17 protein-coding genes are annotated in these 20,452 nt (G+C 54.4%); 11 read left to right on the forward strand and 6 right to left on the reverse strand.

What is annotated here, in order from left to right; all coding sequences use genetic code 11:
- Positions 1-209: 209 nt before the first annotated feature.
- Together BLP45_RS02760 and BLP45_RS02765 are read right to left on the reverse strand one after the other, a co-directional pair.
- Positions 210-1,676: an amino acid permease gene (locus tag BLP45_RS02760; protein WP_256327646.1), complete on the reverse strand. Its 1,467-nt coding sequence runs from the start codon at positions 1,674-1,676 to the stop codon at positions 210-212.
- A 25-nt stretch (positions 1,677-1,701) separates the two neighbouring features.
- On the reverse strand, positions 1,702-2,355 hold the full coding sequence (locus BLP45_RS02765) for a DNA-3-methyladenine glycosylase family protein (RefSeq protein ID WP_090370012.1): 654 nt from the start codon (positions 2,353-2,355) through the stop codon (positions 1,702-1,704).
- 732 nt (positions 2,356-3,087) lie between these two features.
- On the opposite strand from BLP45_RS02765, the gene BLP45_RS02770 reads away from it, so the two are divergent.
- The 4 genes from BLP45_RS02770 to alkB all read left to right on the forward strand — a co-directional run bounded on the left by BLP45_RS02770 (position 3,088) and on the right by alkB (position 6,756).
- A complete protein-coding gene (locus BLP45_RS02770; protein WP_090369588.1) occupies positions 3,088-4,098 on the forward strand; it encodes an NADPH-dependent aldehyde reductase Ahr in 1,011 nt (336 codons plus the stop codon).
- Positions 4,099-4,240: 142 nt separating this feature from the next.
- Entirely contained in the window at positions 4,241-5,353 is a 1,113-nt protein-coding gene (gene ada / locus BLP45_RS02775) for a bifunctional DNA-binding transcriptional regulator/O6-methylguanine-DNA methyltransferase Ada (protein WP_256327670.1), read from the forward strand.
- Positions 5,331-6,086 carry a 2OG-Fe(II) oxygenase gene (locus tag BLP45_RS02780; RefSeq protein ID WP_090370014.1) on the forward strand — a complete coding sequence of 252 codons (756 nt, stop codon included), beginning with the start codon at positions 5,331-5,333 and terminating at the stop codon, positions 6,084-6,086. The genes ada and BLP45_RS02780 overlap by 23 nt, the downstream gene beginning before the upstream one ends.
- A 22-nt stretch (positions 6,087-6,108) precedes the next feature.
- Positions 6,109-6,756 carry a DNA oxidative demethylase AlkB gene (gene alkB / locus BLP45_RS02785; protein ID WP_256327671.1) on the forward strand — a complete coding sequence of 216 codons (648 nt, stop codon included), beginning with the start codon at positions 6,109-6,111 and terminating at the stop codon, positions 6,754-6,756.
- A gap of 174 nt (positions 6,757-6,930) precedes the next feature.
- On the opposite strand, the gene BLP45_RS02790 is transcribed toward alkB, so the two are convergent.
- Positions 6,931-7,323, reverse strand: coding sequence for a hypothetical protein (locus BLP45_RS02790; RefSeq protein WP_090369591.1), 393 nt, complete (start codon positions 7,321-7,323; stop codon positions 6,931-6,933).
- A gap of 579 nt (positions 7,324-7,902) precedes the next feature.
- On the opposite strand from BLP45_RS02790, the gene BLP45_RS02800 reads away from it, so the two are divergent.
- The 3 genes from BLP45_RS02800 to BLP45_RS02810 all read left to right on the forward strand — a co-directional run bounded on the left by BLP45_RS02800 (position 7,903) and on the right by BLP45_RS02810 (position 13,087).
- Positions 7,903-9,309: an alkaline phosphatase PhoX gene (locus tag BLP45_RS02800; RefSeq protein ID WP_090369594.1), complete on the forward strand. Its 1,407-nt coding sequence runs from the start codon at positions 7,903-7,905 to the stop codon at positions 9,307-9,309.
- 366 nt (positions 9,310-9,675) lie between these two features.
- Positions 9,676-11,859 (forward strand): TonB-dependent siderophore receptor, encoded by a 2,184-nt coding sequence (locus BLP45_RS02805; protein WP_090370017.1) that lies wholly within the window; start codon positions 9,676-9,678, stop codon positions 11,857-11,859.
- A gap of 85 nt (positions 11,860-11,944) precedes the next feature.
- The gene (locus tag BLP45_RS02810) at positions 11,945-13,087 is read left to right on the forward strand and encodes a PepSY-associated TM helix domain-containing protein (RefSeq protein ID WP_090370019.1); all 1,143 of its coding nucleotides are present in this window, start codon (positions 11,945-11,947) and stop codon (positions 13,085-13,087) included.
- A gap of 51 nt (positions 13,088-13,138) precedes the next feature.
- Here the strand turns inward: BLP45_RS02810 and BLP45_RS02815 are convergent, their stop codons facing one another.
- From BLP45_RS02815 to BLP45_RS02825, 3 genes are all read right to left on the reverse strand, one after another.
- Positions 13,139-15,031, reverse strand: coding sequence for a pyruvate kinase (locus BLP45_RS02815; protein WP_090369596.1), 1,893 nt, complete (start codon positions 15,029-15,031; stop codon positions 13,139-13,141).
- A 490-nt stretch (positions 15,032-15,521) separates the two neighbouring features.
- A complete protein-coding gene (locus BLP45_RS02820) occupies positions 15,522-16,091 on the reverse strand; it encodes an NADPH-dependent FMN reductase (RefSeq protein WP_090369597.1) in 570 nt (189 codons plus the stop codon).
- A 153-nt stretch (positions 16,092-16,244) separates the two neighbouring features.
- Complete coding sequence (locus BLP45_RS02825) at positions 16,245-17,174, reverse strand: LysR family transcriptional regulator (protein ID WP_090369599.1); 930 nt, start codon at positions 17,172-17,174, stop codon at positions 16,245-16,247.
- A gap of 265 nt (positions 17,175-17,439) precedes the next feature.
- On the opposite strand from BLP45_RS02825, the gene BLP45_RS02830 reads away from it, so the two are divergent.
- The 4 genes from BLP45_RS02830 (at position 17,440) to ycaC (ending at position 20,412) form a co-directional block, all read left to right on the forward strand.
- Positions 17,440-18,015: a TMEM175 family protein gene (locus BLP45_RS02830; protein ID WP_090369601.1), complete on the forward strand. Its 576-nt coding sequence runs from the start codon at positions 17,440-17,442 to the stop codon at positions 18,013-18,015.
- Between the two features lie 61 nt (positions 18,016-18,076).
- Positions 18,077-18,979: a pirin family protein gene (locus tag BLP45_RS02835; RefSeq protein ID WP_090369603.1), complete on the forward strand. Its 903-nt coding sequence runs from the start codon at positions 18,077-18,079 to the stop codon at positions 18,977-18,979.
- A gap of 85 nt (positions 18,980-19,064) precedes the next feature.
- Complete coding sequence (locus BLP45_RS02840; protein WP_090369604.1) at positions 19,065-19,697, forward strand: isochorismatase family protein; 633 nt, start codon at positions 19,065-19,067, stop codon at positions 19,695-19,697.
- Positions 19,698-19,782: 85 nt separating this feature from the next.
- Complete coding sequence (gene ycaC / locus BLP45_RS02845; RefSeq protein WP_090369606.1) at positions 19,783-20,412, forward strand: isochorismate family cysteine hydrolase YcaC; 630 nt, start codon at positions 19,783-19,785, stop codon at positions 20,410-20,412.
- Positions 20,413-20,452: the final 40 nt, after the last annotated feature.

Raw genomic sequence — 20,452 nt, forward strand, 5'->3', positions numbered from 1 at the left:
CTTACGTACTCGTTTCTCGATATGCTGCCTGGTCTATCCTGCATTGAGTAGTAAGGGCCGCACCGGTCGCCGGCGCGGCGCGTAGTGGACGCGTCCTGGCGCCCAACTATTGATCAAGCATTGCAAATAGCTTCGGAGCCGGGGAGAAGGTTTATCAGGTATTGCAGAAGGCCAGATACCGCGGGCTGCGGGGATTTGTAGTACCTGAATCAATCACCCGCGAGTTCTTTTCCGACCAGGCTATGCTTGCGAGCATAACCAAAATAAACAACCAGGCCGATTATCGCCCAGTACAGAAACAACCGAATTGTGTCCCACCCCAGGCTGATGAACAGCAGGGCGCAACCTGCCATTGCCAGCGGGCCCACCATCCAGAGCATGGGCGTCCTGAAAGGGCGATGCCGCGCGGGCTCACGGCGGCGCAAAACCATTACGCTCAGAGCCACCATGAAGAATGCAAACAATGTGCCGGAGTTGGAAACATCTGCCAGCATCGCGACCGGGAACATCGCGGCGAATAAGGCCACGGCAAGACCCGTGATCAAGGTGACCACGTATGGCGTGTGAAAACGGACATGTATGTGCGATAGGGATTTCGGCAGGAGGCCATCGCGCGACATGGTGAACAAGACGCGGGTTTGCCCGTAAATCATCATTAAAACCACGGAGGGGAGGGCGATGATCGCGGCGGAAGCTACCCAATTGCCGATAGCAGGGTACCCGACCGCGCGCAGCACAAAAGCGAGCGGCTCTTTGGATTGCGATAGCTCCCCTCCGGGTTGGGCGCCAACAGCGCCGACCGCGGCATAGGCGACGATCAGGTAGAAAATTGTGCAGATTCCCAATGAGCCTATCAGGCCAATCGGTACATTCCGGTTGGGGTTTCTGGTTTCTTCGGCAGCCGTCGAGACTGCATCGAACCCAATATAGGCAAAAAAGATGGAGGCGGCCGCGCCTAATACCCCAATCCCCGAGGTGGGCGTACCCCAGCCATTGGGCAGCATGGGTTCAAAATTGACCGCGTTGACGGTGGGTAGGACGAGAACGATGAATACCGAAAGCGCGACGATTTTAACGATGACCAGAAGTGCGGTGAATCTGGCGCTTTTCGAGGTGCCTATGATCAGCAGAAAAGTGACGAAGAGCGAAACCAGGAACGCCAATAGGTTGAAGCCTCCCGCGGACGTTGTGCCATCCGGCAGGACGATTGTGTCGCGTGGACCCGCAGTCAACGCAAGGGGCAGGCCGTAGCCGATCTCATGCAGGAAACCATTAATGTAGCCGGACCAGCCGACGGCCACCGCGGCGGCTGCGACGGCATACTCCAGGATAAGCGCCCAGCCCACCATCCAGGCGATCAGTTCACCAAATACCGCGTACGAATAGGTATAGGCGGATCCCGCCACCGGGACGATTGCGGCAATTTCGGAATACACCAGCGCCGCCAGGGCGCAAACAAAACCGGCAATGACAAAAGAATACATCATGCCTGGTCCGGCCTTCTCGGCGGCAACCGATGTCAGTACGAAAATCCCGGTGCCGATAATGGCTCCGATGCCAAGCATGGTCAGGTCAAATGCCCCGAGTTGACGCTTGAGCCCTTTCGCCCTGGCTGACTCAAGTATGTGATCCAGGGATTTGACACGGTCAAACAGCACCTTGCTTTCTCCAGTCAAAAAAGATCGCCACAAAAAAAACCTGTTACTTCTTCGTGTAGCCGGGCAACGATGGAACTCTCCATAAATACCAGGCGGCTACTGTTCGATAAGGGCTGCAAAGCAGGCCCACATTTTCCAGCTCTTTACGGCCGGGGACAGCATTCAAGGATTTCAGGAAGCGGTATCCTTCACGTACGCCAAAATCGTCAGCTGGCATAACGTCGATGCGTTCGAGCGTATAGATGAGCAGCATTTCGACCGTCCAGCGGCCAACGCCAGGCAGCTCGATAAGCCGGGCAATCAGTTCATCGTCCGGCATTCTATTCGCGATATCCCGCGGCGGCACAAGACCGCTCAACGCGCCTTCCGCAATGCTTCTGATTGTGTCGATCTTGCGTGCAGAAAAGCCGCAGGCGCGGAAATCATCGAACGCCGTGGTCAATATTTGATTCGGATCCGGAAAGTGGTGCAGGGGATACATGCGCAGGAACCTGGCAATAATCGCATCAGCCGCGCGTGCGTGGAGTTGCTGGTAGGCAACAGCTCTGATCAACGCCTCGTAAGGCGCGCGCGCTGGCGCCGGCCGGTGCGTGCAAGATCCTACAAGCGCTATCAGCCGTGCCCAGTCCTCGTCGATCAGCGAGAGATGGTCCATGGCGGATTGATATATGTTAGCCTGCGCTTTTGTATCTGTCATAAAACGTTTTTCTTTATTCTTGGATCTATGCCCGATGCAAAACGACACATCGAACCAGGATTCGGATGCCGGTGCGGTTTGCCGAGGTGTGGAAATAATCAAAGAATGGGTTGCGCTTCACTCCGCCCATCCTGATAAAACCGTATAGAGGCATATTTATTTTTTTAGTATTCCAATGGGCGTACCCAACTGCACCGCAGCACGGCAGGAGAATGTGCAGAAGCGGAAACCAGCGAGGCAAGGCCAGGATGGACAGCGGTGAATGATATCACTGGTCCGCTCGGCAATTCTATTGAAGCCGTCCGGTATCTACGTTTTCAAATATGAAAAGCAAGGTACGGAGCGGCAGGCATAAAAGCACGGTTATTCTTCGTCAATTGGAGAAATGGACTGCGGCTCGCCGCTCTACATACTCGGGGCCGTGTCAGAGCAAGACTTTTGCTCAACCCGCTTCGGCGCAAAAAGTAAGCGAATGTTTGCAACGCGCGACCTGAGAGTTACTCAGGCGAGAAGCGGAATTGCGTATTGTTCGGCAAAGCTCTTGATGAATGCCTGTTGCCGCATACAACCTGACGTAATGCGGAAAGAGTAGGATGTAAGATGGCTATAAATATCAATCGCTACTGCGATACATGCAAGCGGATATTTTCTTGCTAGTCAAAGGGCAGGGTATGTTCATATCGGTAATGGTTACAGCGAAGACGAATTTTTCCTACTGAATGGGAGGAGCAAATGAATAAAATTCACGGATGGGCCGCTTCCGGCGCAAAACAGAAGCTGGAGCCGTTTAGCTACGATCCAGGCCCGCTTGGTTCGGAGGAGGTGGAGATTGCCATCGAGTATTGCGGCCTTTGCCATTCCGATCTTTCGATTCTTAACAATGATTGGGGTTTGTCCCAATATCCTGTCGTCCCGGGACATGAGGCGGTAGGGCAGGTCGTTGCGGCAGGCGATAACGTCAAGGGATTGCAGATCGGCCAGCGCGTCGGTGTTGGTTGGAGCGTTGATAGCTGCATGCACTGTCCTCAGTGCATGACGGGTAATCACAATCTTTGCCCGGATGTAGAAGCGACTATTATCGGACATTACGGCGGTTTCGCCGACAGGCTGAGGGCACATTGGGCATGGGCGATTCCCTTGCCCGATGCGCTCGATATTTCCTCCGCAGGTCCGCTGCTTTGTGGCGGCATTACGGTGTTTGCCCCCCTGTTCAGGTTGGGAGTGAAGCCGACAGAACGCGTTGGAGTTGTGGGCATCGGCGGCTTGGGCCACCTCGCCCTTAAATTCTCCAATGCCTGGGGTTGCGAGGTGACGGCCTTCACATCCAATATGTCGAAGGCCGAGGAGTTGCGGAGATTGGGGGCTCACCGTGTTGTGTCAAGCCGCAACAGTGCTGAAATTCTCGCGGCGGCCAATTCGCTTGATTTCCTGCTTGTTACCGTCAATACGCCGCTCGACTGGACTGCGCTGCTCAAGACGCTGAAACCAAATGGGCGTATGCATGTTGTCGGGGCAGTCCTTGAACCAATGCCAATTTCTGCTTTCGACCTGATTATGGGACAGAAAAGCATTTCAGGATCGCCAACGGGCGGACCCCAGGCAATCTCGGCCATGCTAGATTTTGCCGCGCGCCATAATATTGCGCCGCAGGTCGAGCACTTTCCCTTGAGCAAGGTGAATGACGCGATTGAGCATCTCGCCGCCGGCAAGGCACGCTATCGGATTGTTCTGGATGTGGCATGAAGAAGGCGTCAGCATTATTTATGCTGACGCCACAATAACCTAATAAACAATCGAATTTGAAAGCAAGACTCGGAGTGCGATAGTTTGCTGACGTGGGTAAATTAGAAGCCATCCCACCATCATGCTGACTATAAAGGAGCGCATCGTGAAAACATTAACAAAAAAAGCACAATTGGCAGCCAATACGATCAATGATCCCCGCTGGTCCTTGATGGCTATGCGTAACACGGAAGCTGACGGAAGCTTTTATTACTCGGTGAGAACCACGGGTGTGTACTGTCGCCCCTCTTGCCCAGCGCGCCTGGCACGAGCGGAGAATATCAATTTTTACCCGACACGCGAAGAAGCCGAAAAGGCTGGCTTCAGACCCTGCAAACGCTGCCAGCCGGACCGACCCTCTCTGGCTGAACAACACGCAGTCAAAGTTACGCAGGCCTGCCGTATTATCGAAGAAGCGGAGACGGTTCCAGTGCTGGAAGACCTGGCAAAGCGGGTGGGTGTAAGTCCTTATCATTTCCATCGGGTCTTCAAGCAAGTCACCGGCCTCACCCCTCGACAATATGCGGCAGCACAGCGTGAGAGGCGGGTGCGTAATGAACTTGGCTACAGCGGCGCCGGCGGTACCGTGGCCGATGCCATTTTTGACGCCGGCTACAACTCCAACAGCCGTTTCTACGAAAAGTCGAACAAGGTTCTGGGCATGACGCCGAGCAATTATCGCGCCGGCGGTACCGATACCGAAATCCGCTTTGCCATTGGCGAATCTTCCCTGGGATCAATCCTTGTCGCTCAGAGCCAGCGAGGCATTTGCGCCATTCTTCTGGGCGGCGATCCCGACCAGCTGGCACGAGATCTGCAGGATAGTTTTCCCCGCGCCAACCTGATCGGTGGCGATGAGGATTTCGAACTGCTGGTTGCCAAGGTAGTCGGCTTTATCGAAGCGCCGGGTATCGGCCTGGACCTGCCGCTGGACGTACGCGGCACCGCGTTTCAGCAGCGTGTATGGCAGGCCTTGCGCGAAATTCCGGTGGGTCAGACCGCAAGCTATATTGACATTGCGAAGCGTATCGGTTCACCAAAGGCGGTGCGGGCGGTGGCACAGGCATGTGCCGCAAACGCGCTGGCGGTTGCTATTCCCTGCCATCGGGTGGTGCGCAACGACGGTGCACTATCCGGGTATCGTTGGGGCGTGGAACGCAAGCGCGCCCTGCTGCAAAAAGAAGAAGGAAGACATGCCCATGAGGCCACTGGTTAAAGAAGCTCCAGCGATGGTCGCCGTCAAGGACGTTGCCCATCGGGTAAGAGCAGTGGATTGGGAGCGGATATCCAATGATCTGGATGCGCAAGGAAGCGCGGTAATCGAGCGTCTTATTACGCCCAACGAATGCGACGCAGTGGCCGGACTATACGTCGAGGACCATATTTTCCGCAGCCGGGTCGTGATGGGCCGCCACGGCTTCGGCCGTGGCGAGTACAAATATTTCAGCTACCCGCTTCCCGGCATCATTTCCAGGCTGCGGACATCGATGTATCCGCATTTGGCGCCAATTGCCAATCGCTGGAGTGCGGCAATGAATATCGACGTCCGCTATCCTGCGAAGCACGCCGATTTCATTGCGCGCTGCCATGAAGCCGGCCAGCTTCGCCCGACTCCTCTGCTATTACGATATGAATCCGGCGACTACAATTGCTTGCACCAAGATCTGTACGGCGAGCATATATTTCCGATTCAAGTCACAATCCTGCTCTCCAAGCCGGGACGGGATTTCACGGGCGGCGAATTCGTATTGATCGAGCAACGGCCACGCATGCAGTCACGGCCGGAAGTCGTTCCGCTTAGGCAGGGAGACGCCGTTGCGTTTGCGGTACGCCATCGACCGGTGCAAGGCACGCGGGGAGTGTATCGTGCTAATCTTCGACACGGCGTAAGCCGTCTGCGCTCGGGACATCGCTACACGGCAGGTATTATTTTTCATGATGCAACGTGAGAGTGGATGGACAATGATGACATTGAATCTATTCGAAGACACAGCGCAATGCCAGGCACGGCAGGAGCAGTTGTCCCCTGGCGCGTTCGTGTTGCGGGGTTTTGCCGTACCGGACGAAACCGCTATTTTCGCGGCGCTTGGCCCCATTTTAAGCGCCGCTCCGCTCCGCCACCTGGTTACGCCGGGTGGTTTCCGCATGTCTGTGGCAATGACAAATTGCGGTTCTTATGGCTGGGTAGCGGATCGCACAGGGTATCGATATGATGCGATAGATCCGAAAAGCGGCAAGCTCTGGCCTTCCATGCCCGACGTTTTCCTGAAATTGGCGCAGGACGCCGCGGCAACTGCAGGTTTCGAGGATTTCAAGCCCAATGCGTGCCTCGTTAACCGGTATGATCCAGGCACACGGCTGTCGTTGCACCAGGATAAAAATGAGCGTGGCTTCAGCGCGCCTATCGTTTCGGTTTCACTCGGGATTCCGGCTGTTTTTCTGTGGGGCGCGTTGCGTCGGGAGGACAAGCCGGTGCGAGTGCAACTGATGCATGGCGACGTCATGGTATGGGGCGGGCCGTCGAGGCTGCACTATCATGGCGTTTTGCCGCTCAAGGAAGGTCATCATCCGTTAACAGGTACGCATCGGATTAACCTGACCTTTCGCAAAGCGGTGTAGTCATATCTCATTTTATCCCAATGTCGTCAATCGCGGAGCTGGTGAAACGGCGGCGCCTCACGCTGACAGGTGCGCGTTGCGCCGGAACATGAATGCGCCGGCCTACTACCCTTGTCGCAACGCCAGGGGGCAATGACAGGTTACAATGCCGCAAGTCCCTGTTTTTCAGGCTCCTCAGGACACGATAAACTGTGCCGTTCCACTGAGATTGACAATGGAATAAAGTTGCTGCGGGCCTGGCGGCGGCCCTGCAATCGTAGTTGGGGCAGTGGTCGTGATTCCGGGAACCTTGATACAAGTGCCGCTAGACTGAGGTATCACCGTAACAATAGGCAGAACCAAAGAAAAAGTGACAGTCCGAAGGTCTGGAATTGTTTCCAGCGTTACCGTGATCAACTGACCGATTTCAGTATCCAGAAGGCGAACTTCTTCACCTCTGAAGGAACGGCTGAGTTGCCCATCGCGATAGCTGAAAATCGGGCCTCCTAAAATACTTGTGCTGGAATAAGTTACCTGGATGGCGCCTTGGCTAAGTTCAAACAGGTTAGCTTGTGTAAATCCTTCCATAACTAATCCTCCCTATCATTTCCCAAAATATTTAAGTACCCCGACCATCCGGACAGTTATTCCTGTCTTTCTCTGGTTATTTGGATGCTCTTTCGCAGAAAAAATCGTCACACGGCGGACGTCAATTAAAAGGCATGTTACGCATAAAGAGCGAAAAAGCTGGTGAACCGGAATTAACTATAGATGACGGAGTTGAAAAAGCAAGGAATAGTAAGGGGGAGATTATGAAAGAAAGTCTACCACGATGGCCGGTGAGGTTTTCAGTCCCGCAGTTCCTTTCCATCCTTGCGCGCACAGGCGTTCAGCAAGCGCTGAGCAAGGGCCCCGAGTTGGCTCCAAGAGAGGTCTTATTCAGAGGCCCTTAGCGTTGATGAAATTAAAATCGCGTCACAAATAATTAAACGGCCCGCAACGGGCGCGTCATATTTGCACCTTATATTTCACTCGTGCTGCAAGATCACGCGCGGTGAATCCCGCCCGAGAGCATTCGCAATTCGCCATGGTAGACATTTGTGACCAGGCCCGGTTTACCGGTATTCCGCACGCCATTCTTGCTAAACCTATTTTTAGGAGCAACGGATGTCCACGCAGATAAACCTGCACTCCCTAGTTTGCAGTTCGCTTCTTGTCGTGGCGAGTGCGACGCAAGCTACCGGAGCGAGCACCGACTTTGACAATTACAACGCCTTGCCCAATAGCGTCGCAGCGGGTTCGCTGCCGGAAGCAAGACCATTCCAGCTGTCCAGTCCGCTGTTCAGGCAATTCACACTCGATGCCAATACCCCAACCAGGGGGCGTCGCCGCGGGGATAACTGGGATATGATTACCGCCAACGAAACGGGCGTCGATGCCGGCCGTTATCTGTTCAGTCCTTTTGAAACGGCTACCGCCGGCGTGAAGCGCTTCGACTTGCGGACTAACGCCTCGGTGACCATCGTCGCTGAGGGTGCCCTGGACTTTGTCTCGGGCGACGCCTCGCGCTGGACCCCTTGGGGAAGCTACGTGACCGCGGAAGAATCCTGGGGCGCGGGGAGCACTAAAGGCCGCCTGTTCGAACTCACCAATCCAATTACAACGAGCGGTCCGGCAACCTCGAATTTTGTGCAACGCGCCATTATTCCGCATGTGGCTCACGAAGGCCTGGCGTTTGACAGAAATAACAACCTGTATTTTATCGATGAGTTCAATGGCGGCAGTATTTACAAATATATCTCTGCCAATCCGAACGCATCGGACGGAGACAGCTACTTCGCCGCCGGCCAGACCTTTGTGATGCGGGTTAACGGCGGCGGTAACGCCAATGCGACTGGTGTGATCACCTGGGCGCCGATTACGGACATTAATGGGGCTGCACTTGCCAATATCTCGGTCCTTAACGCCGATGGCACGATTGACGGCCGTGCGTCCGCCAAGAACGCTTCTGTAACGGGATATCAGCGGCCGGAGGATATTGAAATTCAGACACTTCCCAACGGTAATCAAATCCTTTATGTCGCAACCACTGAAACTAACGAAGTCTATTCCTTCAATCTGGATAACAACACCGCAAAACTCTTCGTATCGCCAGCATCTGTTGATGAGGCCACCGGTCACCCTGTTGGCGAAGCGTTCAAATCGCCAGACAATATTGCGATCGATGCAGCCGGGAATATCTATATTGTTGAAGATCAGCCTGGCGGCTCGGCTGATATCTGGCTTGCAAAGGATGAGAACCGCGATGGCGTCGCTGAATCGATAGGCCGTTGGGCTTCAATGGCTACGATCGATGCCGAGCCGACGGGTTTATATTTCGACAAGTTCAATCCAAATGTCGCCTATGTAAACGTCCAGCACACCGGAAGTGATATGGATCGCATGATACGGATTTATGTGGATCATCCGATCCAGATTTCCGTGGCTTCTGAAGCAAAGACCTATACCATGATGCTGGCAGGTCTGGGCACGATGGCAGCGGTGGTTCGACGCAGAATCGTCTCCGCTGCCTAACAAGTCTTCTGCCGGTCTATTACGAGTCATTCCGTGGCTTGCTTTAAGGCATTTATGGCACAGTATCACGGTATTATTGTTACCTGCTTGGCTACGTGAATGCACCTAGGGGGTCTTGCTTTTCCGCCACGATTAAATATAATAAGAATCATTATCACTGAATAGTGCAATCCCTGTTCAGTGATAAGTGAAAGGCGCCCGGACGAAGAAAAATATCGACCGTCAGCACGCCAGCCCATCCTGGGCAAGCCAGCCAGATTCGCCGCCCCATTCGAATTTATCCGCACTCTGCCGGGCATCCGCCTCAAGGGTCTACATATCCTGCGATTTCCAACAACCTGGATACGCACACACATCTTGGCTCTGATGCAACATTACTTTGATTTGGTGGAATCTTGGCAGCGTCCCTATGAACGTGAGATTGACTGGCTCCCGCAGGTATGGCAAGGCATCACGAAAACGAATTTACACTCGGTGCTTGTCGCACTCTCGCTGGCGTCCTGGATTCCTCAGTCAGATGCCCAGACGCTCGGCCAGACGGAGGCAGGTAAAAAACTCCCCACCATGACCGTGACAGGGGAGCGCACAGGGAGCTTTAAGTCCGATTTCGTTCAGGTCGGGACATTCCGTGATATGGCGCCGCTCGACGTGCCGCAGACCAGTAATGTGGTGACACGGGAGGTTCTCGACGCCCAGGCTACAACCGGCCTGTTCGGCGCTCTGCGTAATACAGCCGGCGTCACGCGTTCTCAATTGAGCGGTTCGACTTACGACAATATTTCGATTCGCGGCATTCTGGTGGAGAATCGCAGCAATTACCGGCTTAACGGATCGTTGCCGATTATCAACCTGATCGATATTCCAATGGAAAACAAGGAACGTGTCGAAGTGCTCAAAGGCGCCTCATCACTATACTATGGCTTCGTGCCGCCCTCCGGAATCGTAAACCTGGTAACCAAACGCGCCGGCAAGGATCCCATAACCAACCTTTCGTTATTGGCTAACAGCTACGGCGGCACGAATGTGCATATCGATCTCGGCCGGCGCTTCGGCAGCCAGCAGGAATTCGGCGCGCGCATTAATTTACTCGCCGGCCACGAAGATATTGGGATTCACAATTTCTCCGGTTACCGTGCGCTTACCTCGGGGGCTTTCGACTGGCGGGTCACAGACAAGCTTTCCTTGAAGTTCGATGTAGAGCATTACCGCAAAGAAGTCTCCGAGCAGGCGGCGATTCAGGCACCGGCAGCAGTCAATGGCGTTATCACTCTGCCCCAGGTGCCGGACAATCGCCTCAATCTCGCTGGGGAGTGGCAGAAATATGACGCCGAGGCTACCAATCTGCTGTTACGTGCCGATTACGCAATCAGTGACAATTGGGCGCTGTTATTCGAGGTCGGCAAGGCACAAACCAGACGGGACCGCAACTTCTCCCAGTTCCAGAATTACGATCTCGCTACAGGTCAAGGTACATTGCGCACTTTCTTCAACCGCGGCCAGGTGTGGGACAACGAGAACATTCGCGCCGAGGTGTTCGGCCGCTTGCCGGGCAAGTGGATCACCCACGAGGTGTCACTGGGCTTCACGGGCAATTCTCGCAGCCAGGATCCTCGTACCTCATCCACGTTCGATGCGTCGCAGAATTTGTACAACCCGGTTGACATCGCGCGACAATCTCCCATGGTTCCATTCCGTCCAAATCCATCGAAGATAACGGACATGGGAATCTATTTATCCGACCGGATTTTGATCGGCGATAAATGGCAAGCCATGCTGGGAGTACGCGGCAGCTTCTACGAGAGTGTCGCGGCTACCACGCACTATAAGGCAGATAACGTCAATCCGTCGGTGTCGCTGATGTATAAGCCTATTCCCAACGTATCGATCTATGGCAGTTATATCGAAGGGGTTGAGGAAAGTGGGCAGGCGCCGGCCAACCGTGCCAATAATGGCGAGATATTGGCGCCGGCATTGTCAAAACAGAAGGAAATCGGTATCAAAGCGATGCTCGCGCAAGGAATACTGCTGCAGGTAGCCGCCTTTGATATTAAACGCGCATCCACGACAGTGGACTCCGCCAATCGATTCGTTCTGAATGGCATGGCGCAATACCGGGGAGTGGAAGTGGCAGCTTCCGGCGAGGTGACGAAGCAATTGTCGCTTATTGCATCAGCCCTGTTCATGGAGGCCAGGCAGCTGAATAAGGGTAATGCGGACACTTTCGACAAGATACCCGATAACACGCCGGAACGCACCGCCAGCCTGTTTGCCGAATATCGCCTGCAAAGCATACCGGGGCTGGCACTTAGCAGCGGCGTGTATTACGTGGGCAGACGTCCGGTCAACAGTGCAAACCAGGCCTTCGTCGATGACTACGTGATACTGTCCTTCGGGGCGCGCCATGCGACTCGCATTGCCGGCAAACGCACCACGATCCAGGCGGTAGTGGACAACGCGACCAACAGCAACTACTGGAGTACCGCAGGCAACGGCCTGCTGGGCGTTGGCGCGCCTGTCCTGGGGAAAGTCTTTGCTCGGGTCGAATTCTGATTACAGCGTGGAACGTTCAGTTGGGTTTGAATTTCCGGCCAGGAAGGGTTTCCCGGCTATGCAGCGCCTATTCCAGGGTATTTTCATGAAAATACGAAGAGTCATCTTCAATTTTCACCTTTATATCGGTCTGGCGGCCGGGCTGTTTCTGGTGCTTAGCGGATTGACCGGCAGCATGATCGTTTTCCGGGAAGAGATCGAAACGCTGGCGCATCCCGAATTAATGGAAACAGCGGGACATGGTGAACGTACTCCTGTACAGACGGTATTGAATGCGGTCAGGCATACATATCCCCAGGACAGGCTTCTTTCTGTGCGCATGCCGCGCACCCCGCAGCAGACCTATCTGCTGAAAATGAATGACGCACATGGCTTATTCGTTTATGCGGATCCCTACAGTGGCGAACTGCTTGGCGCAGTTCGCCAGGAGGATACTTTCATGGGATGGATCGCCCTCCTGCATACCGAACTTCTGATCGGCGAGCGCGGTAAAAACATCCTTGGCGCTAGCGCTTTGCTATTGATCTGCATGATTGTCACAGGGCTCTTTCTGTGGTGGCCGCGCAATGGAATAAGAAAGATTTCTCGAGGCTTCAAAATCGATTGGCACGCGCCATGGAAGAAATTGATCTTTGATATGCATCGTGCATTGGGCATCTATACCGCATTTTTTCTTCTGATTATTGCTTTCACCGGGCTTTCTCTGGTTTTCAACAATACTATGGCAGGGCTTACCAACTTTCTGACAGGCAGTCCATCAAGACCGGCACCGCCTCTTTCCGGTTTACCGGTGGCAGGGAGCACGGGACTTTCACTTGACGAGCTGTTGAATCATGCCGACCGCATGCTGCCAGGTCCCACCACATGGATCAGTTTTCCGCAAACGCCGCAGGCGCCGTTGGTCGTGCGCAAGAAAATGCCGGAAGAATCTCATCCCAACGGGCGAAGTTTTATCTATTTCGATCAGTATACAGGCGACATATTGCTTATCGAGAATGCCTTGATGGCTCCTTCAGGAACCCGCATTTATAATACTTTTTATCCTTTACATATCGGGATAATGGGTGGATTGCCAACCCGTATCTTACAAGCGATCATTGGTTTTTCACCCCTTATTCTATTTGCTACCGGCTATATCATGTGGAGAAACCGAAGGAGGGCGAAAGCATATCAAAGCGGTTCCAAAAATTGGACCTCAAACTCAGGCGTGCTGCGGCCGGATAAGTAGAATTGCAGGGCAGGCAAAATTCCGGCTTACGATATGTTTATCGCCTATTTTTTACCAATGCAGGCGACGCAATAACGAACGCTTTTTCCGCTGGTGTCCCTGCATGCGTTGCAGAATATTGTCCAGCATCCGGATAGCCTGGATAATGTGCGGGCCCTTGTTGAGCATAACGCATTCGGCCCGCTCGCCCATGGCGGCATCGGTGACTTCGGCACGGCTCGGCTTACCGGTCTTGGCCAACCCCTCCAGCACCTGGGTAGCCCAGATTACCGGAAGATGCGCTGCTTCGGCCAACCACAAAATTTCTTCCTGCAATTCCGCCAATCGTTCATAACCGCATTCCACGGCCAGATCGCCACGCGCGATCATGACCCCAACTATTGGTGAACGTAGCAGGGTAAACATCAGCGCCGGCAACTGCTCGAAAGCGGCACGGGTCTCGATTTTGATCACAATACCCAGCTTATCGGCCTTGAGGCGCGCCAGATGCTGTTGCAGCAATTCGATATCAGCGGGCCTCCGCACAAAGGAAAGCCCAACCATATCCGCATGACGGGCGACGAATTCAAGATGCGTGATGTCGAGAGCTGTCAGCCCGTCCAGATCGAGTTGGCTATCCGGCAAATTGATGCCCTTGTCAGGCAGTAATTTTTCCCCGCTATCCCGCGCCTGCGTGATCTCCACCACGATTTCACCGGTATTGGCGCTCCGGATCACTCCGCCGATGCGGCCGTCATCGATCAGGATGCGTTCGCCGGAATGAACCCCGGCAAAGACCTCCGGCAATGAACAGGCAATGCTGGCCGCGCGCAGCAACCGTCCGCCCTCGTCGAACTGGGCGGGATGTCCGGGAATCGGCGCGCGCGTTACGATCAGCCTATCCCCCTTAAACAACCGGATCGTTTCCGGCAGCTGAGGCAGGGCACCTACCTCGCCCGCATATCCGGCCCCGCGGGCATGCCCGGAAACGGGTACTCGCAACAGGTAGAGCTTCAAGCCTGGCTTGACATAAGCGGTTTGACCGGATTCGGCCCAGTAGCCGGTCCCGACCTGGCCAACCAGTTGCAGGCTGCGCAATGCTCCCCTGGCATCGTTGAATTCGATCCTGTCTTGCGCTGTCGCCTGCGCCAGCCAATCTCCTTTAACCGGAAGACAGACGTGGGCATGTGCCGGGCAGGACGATGCATCATCCTCCGGATATACCCAGATGCGGACGGGATCCGTCACCTTGCCGTAGGCGTTGCGTCTCGGCTGCCATTTGAACACCGCAGGACCAGGCGCGAGTTCTCCGGTACGTAGCCTGGGTCCTCCCAGATCCATCAGAATGCGGCAGGGGCGGCCGGTTTCACGGCGGGCGCGCTTGACTTGCTTGATCATTCGCATCCAGACGGCGGTATCATCATGCGCGCAATTGATGCGGGCGCAATCCATACCCTGCAGAAGCATTTCCTTGATCAGTGAATAGTCGTCGGCGGCTTCGCTCTGCAACGTGACCAGAATACGGCCGCGTCTGTGCGGCGGGGTTTTTCCGAGAAGGTTATTGGTGTTGGTCTCCAATAATACCGGACCCGGTGCGGAAGAGTCGATAAGGGAGGGAGACGCTTGCCGGGGCTGCTTTTCCAGCGCGCACCGCAACAGGGCAATCATGGCGTCCAGATTGCTCAGGACGTGCGACTCGGCACGTCCCATGGAGGATAATCCGGCCGCTGCAAGCTTCTCCTGCAAGGGCCGTACATCACGCCGCCGCAAGCCGAGATAATGAATCAGATTGGCTGCGCTGGCTCGATGACGCGCGTCCACCTTGTGGAATATTTCGGTGGACTCGCTTTCCATTGTCATCAATTCCTGATGCAACGCGACCAATTCCTTTAACAACGCAGCGTAAGCTTTTCTTTTGCTGCACCTGGGTAAAGCGGTCTTAATGCTTTTGCGAGACGAGTTCATAATGGCCGTGGTTGTTCATATATGAAACGTTGACTGCATATTGTTACGCGGATGTGACAACCATAATAAAAAAGTCTTGCTTTTTTATTATTATTAATTATAATAAGAATCGTTATCATTATTAATTACAGAAATTACTGCACGCGCCAGGAGAGTTCGGTTACTAACGGCGATAACACATCCGCCACGACGACGAAACATATTGCGCTGACTGAGAGCCTGCCTGAAGTGATGCAAAAAGACGATATTGAGGACTGCTGCAAAGCCAAATGTAAAATTTATCCGTTGCCGCTGGGTTCTCCTACTCCAGCGGCCTTTTAGCCCGCCAGCCCATTTTCGGGCAAGCCAGCCAATTTTTTTTCCTCCAATCGTTATTTCCAAATAGTGCAGGGACGTTGCGTTGCGAGGAAGAAATCCTTTCTCAACGGCACAATTCTCAATACGGTTCCCCCTATCCGTATATTTGCCGTTATTTTCAGAGCTTGATCATTTAACCCCCCGGCTTCCGCCCGGCTTGGACGAACTCGGCAAACCCGGCGAGAAAATTCCGAAGTTGGCTCCGTGCCGCCTCATCCACCATCTCGCCCGATTCGTTAAAGACATGATTCGCCCGTGATACCAGTAGCCTTCCACCGAACCACGGGCGCGTGCCTAATGTGCGCAGCACGGGTAGCCAGGCGTTTTGGGATAGGACTGTGCCGAATCCGCCAGGTGACGCTCCCATCACAGCAACCGGACGGCCACCAAAAACCCGCACAATGTCTCTCGGTGGACGCGATAGCCAGTCGATCGCATTCTTGAACACGCCTGGTATGGAATTATTGTATTCCGGGGTAGCCAGCAATAATCCGTCAGCAGCGGCAATTTGCTCTTGCAGCGCAATCACTGCCTGAGGAATGCCTTCGTCGGTCTCGATGTCTCCGTCATAGAGTGGGATGCCCTTGAGCGTCGCAATCTCCAACACGGCTCCGTTCGGCATCAGTCCTGCAGCCACGTGCAACAGCGCGGTATTGAATGAACCGCTACGCAGGCTTCCTGTAATTCCGATGATTTTTATCATGGTGGCTTTCCGTTGTGTTGAGAAATCTGAAAATAGTTATTCGCAGCGGTGCTGCATAGCGCAAATGTGCTGAGCGCACCTGATACGTTTCGTAAAGTACAAGATACCCATGGATTACTTCCCCGCGTTGCTTCATCAGCAGAAATCGAGAAATTATGCCCGGTTCAATTCCCGCTCCCAGGGCGGCTCTCCCTCGAACACCGCAATCAAGTGGTCAATGACGGCACGGACTTTCTTTGGAAGATGACGGTTGCGCGGATAGACGGCGTAGATCGCATCCGCAACCGGGCACACGTCAGGCAGAGCGTTGATAAGCTGACCGCTCGCCAGCGCCTTGGCGACGATGAAGACCGGGAGGACGGAGATACCGAGCCCCGCGATGGCCGCATCGCGCATCGATTCACCGTTGTTGGCAATGATGCGGCTACGCACCACCAGCGACCGGGGCGCACCGCCGGGTTCTGCTGGCTCGAACTGCCAGATTTGGCCAGGGGAGACATTGACATAGCCGACGCATGCGTGGTCGGCCAGTTCTTCAATCGTTGCCGGGAGGCCGGCACGTTGGGCGTATGCGGGGCTGCAACAGACCACGCGGCGGCTCACTGCCAATTTGCGGGCCACAAGAGATGAATCACGCAGCCGCCCGATACGGACTCCCAGATCGTAGCCTTCGCCGGGTAGATCGGTAATCCGGTCATCAAGGTCCAGCGCAAGCCCCAAGCGCGGGTGGTGGCTGAGGAAAGAGAACAGGATCGGCCCAAGGTAAGTGGTCCCAAAGGTCATTGGAGCAGCGATTCGCAGCGACCCGCACAACTCATCGCCCTGCTCGATGAGTTCCTCCGCGGCCTGGTCAAGCTGCTGCATGATTGAGCGCGCGCGTTGATAGAACGCCGTCCCCTTGTCTGTCGGTACCACCCCACGCGTCGAGCGATGCAGCAACTCGACCTTTAATACAGCCTCCAGATCACTGATACGTTTACTGACAACCGACTTCGCCAAGCCCATGCGCTGGGCTGCCGTGCTGATGCTGCCGGTTTCCATTGCCTGCAGAAAGGCCAAAATATCATCGAGTCGATAATGCATTGTTCTATATTTTCGAACGCTGATTTCGAAAAAAGACTGGTTCCGGAGCAACCTGGGAAAGAGTAATTTATAGACTATATTGAATTAGGGCATGTAGCGATGACGCAGTTAACGGGTAACGGAGCCTAGAGGAGCAAAAACTTGCGATCAATCGTGTAGCGAGCGACCAGGGTTGTCTCCAGTGATGCAGTACGTCATATTAGAAATATTCATCTCGAATTGTAGAAGGTTTCGCATTCAGGCAACATTCCAGGGTAAATTACTGATGGGAAAAAATCGGCTGGAAGCATTCAGCGACGGTGTCATTGCTATCATCATCACCATCATGGTACTGGAAATGAAGGTGCCGCATGGAGATGATCTTGCCGCACTGTACTCCTTGATTCCGGTATTCATCAGCTATGTGCTCAGCTTTGTCTACGTTGGCATTTATTGGAACAATCACCACCATCTGCTCCATGCCGTACAAAGGATAAATGGACCCATCCTTTGGGCCAATCTGCACCTGCTGTTCTGGCTTTCTCTTCTCCCATTTGTCACCGGCTGGATGGGCGAAAATCACTTTTCCACTTGGCCGGTTGCAGTATACGGCATGGTTCTGTTGATGGCTGCCATCGCTTACTCAATCCTGGAGCTTGCACTCGTCAGGCTTCAGGGAAAGGATTCAGAACTGGCTAAGGCTGTCGGTCGTGATTACAAGGAAAAAATATCCTTGGTTATCTATGCCGCAGCTATTCCACTCTCGTTCGTTAGCCGGTGGATCGCTTTCAGCCTGTATGTGGCGGTGGCTGTAATGTGGGTGGTCCCGGATCGCCGCATCGAAAAAAAGCTTAGTCACTAGAAATTTTTGTTGAAAATATCATTTTTGCCTAATCCGTTAAAAATTAGAAAGGAGACAGCTCATGCAAGCAATAAAACCTGGGATATCGGTCAAGACGGCCAAGAAATTGCAGCGCATCCAACGGAGTACAGAGCGCCATTGGGTGGGTGATGGTTTTCCGGTGCGGACACTTCTCGGCTATTCGAATCTGGGGGCGGCAATCAGCCCTTTCCTGCTACTTGATTACGCTGGCCCTGCGGAATTTCCCCCGACAAGAAAACGCCTCGGTGTCGGGGAGCATCCGCATCGCGGGTTTGAGACGGTGACCATTGTTTATAGCGGCGAGGTCGAGCATCGTGACAGCTCCGGCGGTGGCGGCAAGATCGGCCCCGGCGATGTCCAGTGGATGACTGCGGCATCCGGCCTGGTTCATGAAGAATTTCATGGCAGCGAGTTTGCACAGCGCGGTGGGATGTTTGAAATGGTGCAGTTGTGGGTCAACCTGCCTGCCAAGGACAAAATGTCGCCGCCACGCTATCAAAATATCCTGAATAGCCAGATTCCTACTATGAATCTCCCTGATGGCCAGGGAAGCGTACGCGTCATTGCGGGCGAGTTCGACGGGCTTGCGGGGCCAGCCCGGACGTTTACGCCAATCCATGTATGGGATCTGCGCCTGGCGAGCGAACAACCGGTTAACCTTGCTGTGCCCGAGGGCTATACCACATTGCTGGTGGTGCTCAGGGGGTCAGTACACATCGGTGGTGCGGAAACGATCGATGCCGCGGAAGTTGGCCTGTTTGACCGGGCAGGTGACCATATCCATATCGAAAGCGCGCAGAACGCAACAGTATTGTTGCTCGCCGGCGAACCGATTGACGAACCGATCGTTGGCAGGGGTCCTTTCGTTATGAACAATGACGAGGAGATTCGCCAGGCAATGGTCGATTATCAGAGTGGCAAGATGGGGCATATGCCGGCATGAACGCTTCCGAATAAATTGCCCCGACGTCAGTTCTGCCGTTGGACTGCGAAGCCTTTTTATTGAACCCAAACCCAAGGAGGACATTATGAGCCACATCAATCCCGAAGAGACCCTCATGCTTCTCATCGACCACCAGAGTAGTCTGTTCCAATTGGTCAAGGACATCCCGGTGCCGGATCTGCGCCGTAACGCGATTTCACTGGCCAAGGTCGCCACCCTGCTCAAGATGCCGGTCATTACCTCCGCTTCGGTTCCCGACGGCCCGAACGGCCCATTGATTCCTGAAATCCACCAGGCTGCCCCGCATGCCCAGTATGTGGCGCGCCGCGGTGAGATCAATGTCTGGGATAGTCCTGATTTCGTCAAGGCTGTCGAAGCGACCGGCCGCAAAACGTTAATTTTAGCTGGCACGCTCACTAGCGTGTGCATGGCCTTCCCCTCCATCAGCGCGGTGGCCGCCGGTTATAAGGTCTACGCCGTGGTGGACGCTTCGGGCAACTGGAGCACGATGGCTACCGATCTGACCATTGCCCGCATCGTGCAAGCCGGTGTGATTCCGATCGACACCGTTGCGGTTATTTCGGAGCTGCAGGAAACCTGGAATCGACCGGAGGCGATGGAGTTCGCCAATCTCTATGCTGACGGTCCCATGCCCCATTATCGGCTGCTAATCGAGAGCTATGACAAGGCGCAGGCGGTGCAGAAGGCGAAGAAGTAAGACTGGCTTCGTTTACAGCCTAAAGTAAGTTGCGGTTACTTTTTATTAGACATCTAATCCGATTGACAACCACAAGGAGTAGGAAATGGACAACACTTTTAAATACAACCGGCTTTCCAAAGATAACGCGGCTCTACTAATGGTGGACCACCAGGCGGGCTTGATTTCCCTGGTGCAGGACTTCTCTCCCGGTGAGTTCAAGAACAACGTGCTCGCCCTGGCGGACTGTGGCAAGTATTTCAAGCTGCCGACCATCCTCACAACAAGTTTCGAGGATGGCCCGAACGGGCCGATCGTGCCTGAACTCAAGGAAACGTTCCCGGATGCGTCTTACATCGCGCGCCCCGGCAACATCAACGCATGGGACAACGAGGATTTCGTCAATGCGGTGAAAAAGACCGGCCGCAAGCAGCTCATCATTGCCGGCGTGGTGACTGAAGTCTGCGTGGCCTTTCCGGCGCTGTCCGCCATTGAGGCAGGCTACGAGGTATTCGTAGTCAGCGATGCCTCGGGCACTTTCAATGCGGTGACCCGCGACGCTGCCTGGATGCGGATGCAGGCAGCCGGCGTGCAGATGATGAGCTGGTTCGGCGTGGCCTGCGAATTGCACCGCGACTGGCGCAACGACATCGAAGGCCTGGGTGCCTTGTTCTCCAATCACCTTCCGAACTACCGGAATCTTATGACGAGTTACTTTGCCATCACCAGGAAGTAAGGTGGCGTGGAATGCGGCGACGGATAGTGATCGAGTCACC

The sequence above is a fragment of the Nitrosospira sp. Nl5 genome, assembly GCF_900102495.1.
In the GTDB taxonomy this organism is placed as follows: Bacteria; Pseudomonadota; Gammaproteobacteria; order Burkholderiales; family Nitrosomonadaceae; genus Nitrosospira.

Bases quoted from the DNA above. Each gene is read 5' to 3' on its own strand.
- BLP45_RS02765 (WP_090370012.1), bottom strand. From the start codon at position 2,355: ATGACAGATACAAAAGCGCAGGCTAACATATATCAATCCGCCATGGAC.
- BLP45_RS02770 (WP_090369588.1), top strand. From the start codon at position 3,088: ATGAATAAAATTCACGGATGGGCCGCTTCCGGCGCAAAACAGAAGCTG.
- BLP45_RS02780 (WP_090370014.1), top strand. From the start codon at position 5,331: ATGCCCATGAGGCCACTGGTTAAAGAAGCTCCAGCGATGGTCGCCGTC.
- BLP45_RS02790 (WP_090369591.1), bottom strand. From the start codon at position 7,323: ATGGAAGGATTTACACAAGCTAACCTGTTTGAACTTAGCCAAGGCGCC.
- BLP45_RS02800 (WP_090369594.1), top strand. From the start codon at position 7,903: ATGTCCACGCAGATAAACCTGCACTCCCTAGTTTGCAGTTCGCTTCTT.
- BLP45_RS02805 (WP_090370017.1), top strand. From the start codon at position 9,676: ATGCAACATTACTTTGATTTGGTGGAATCTTGGCAGCGTCCCTATGAA.
- BLP45_RS02810 (WP_090370019.1), top strand. From the start codon at position 11,945: ATGAAAATACGAAGAGTCATCTTCAATTTTCACCTTTATATCGGTCTG.
- BLP45_RS02815 (WP_090369596.1), bottom strand. From the start codon at position 15,031: ATGAACTCGTCTCGCAAAAGCATTAAGACCGCTTTACCCAGGTGCAGC.
- BLP45_RS02820 (WP_090369597.1), bottom strand. From the start codon at position 16,091: ATGATAAAAATCATCGGAATTACAGGAAGCCTGCGTAGCGGTTCATTC.
- BLP45_RS02825 (WP_090369599.1), bottom strand. From the start codon at position 17,174: ATGCATTATCGACTCGATGATATTTTGGCCTTTCTGCAGGCAATGGAA.
- BLP45_RS02830 (WP_090369601.1), top strand. From the start codon at position 17,440: ATGGGAAAAAATCGGCTGGAAGCATTCAGCGACGGTGTCATTGCTATC.
- BLP45_RS02835 (WP_090369603.1), top strand. From the start codon at position 18,077: ATGCAAGCAATAAAACCTGGGATATCGGTCAAGACGGCCAAGAAATTG.
- BLP45_RS02840 (WP_090369604.1), top strand. From the start codon at position 19,065: ATGAGCCACATCAATCCCGAAGAGACCCTCATGCTTCTCATCGACCAC.
- ycaC (WP_090369606.1), top strand. From the start codon at position 19,783: ATGGACAACACTTTTAAATACAACCGGCTTTCCAAAGATAACGCGGCT.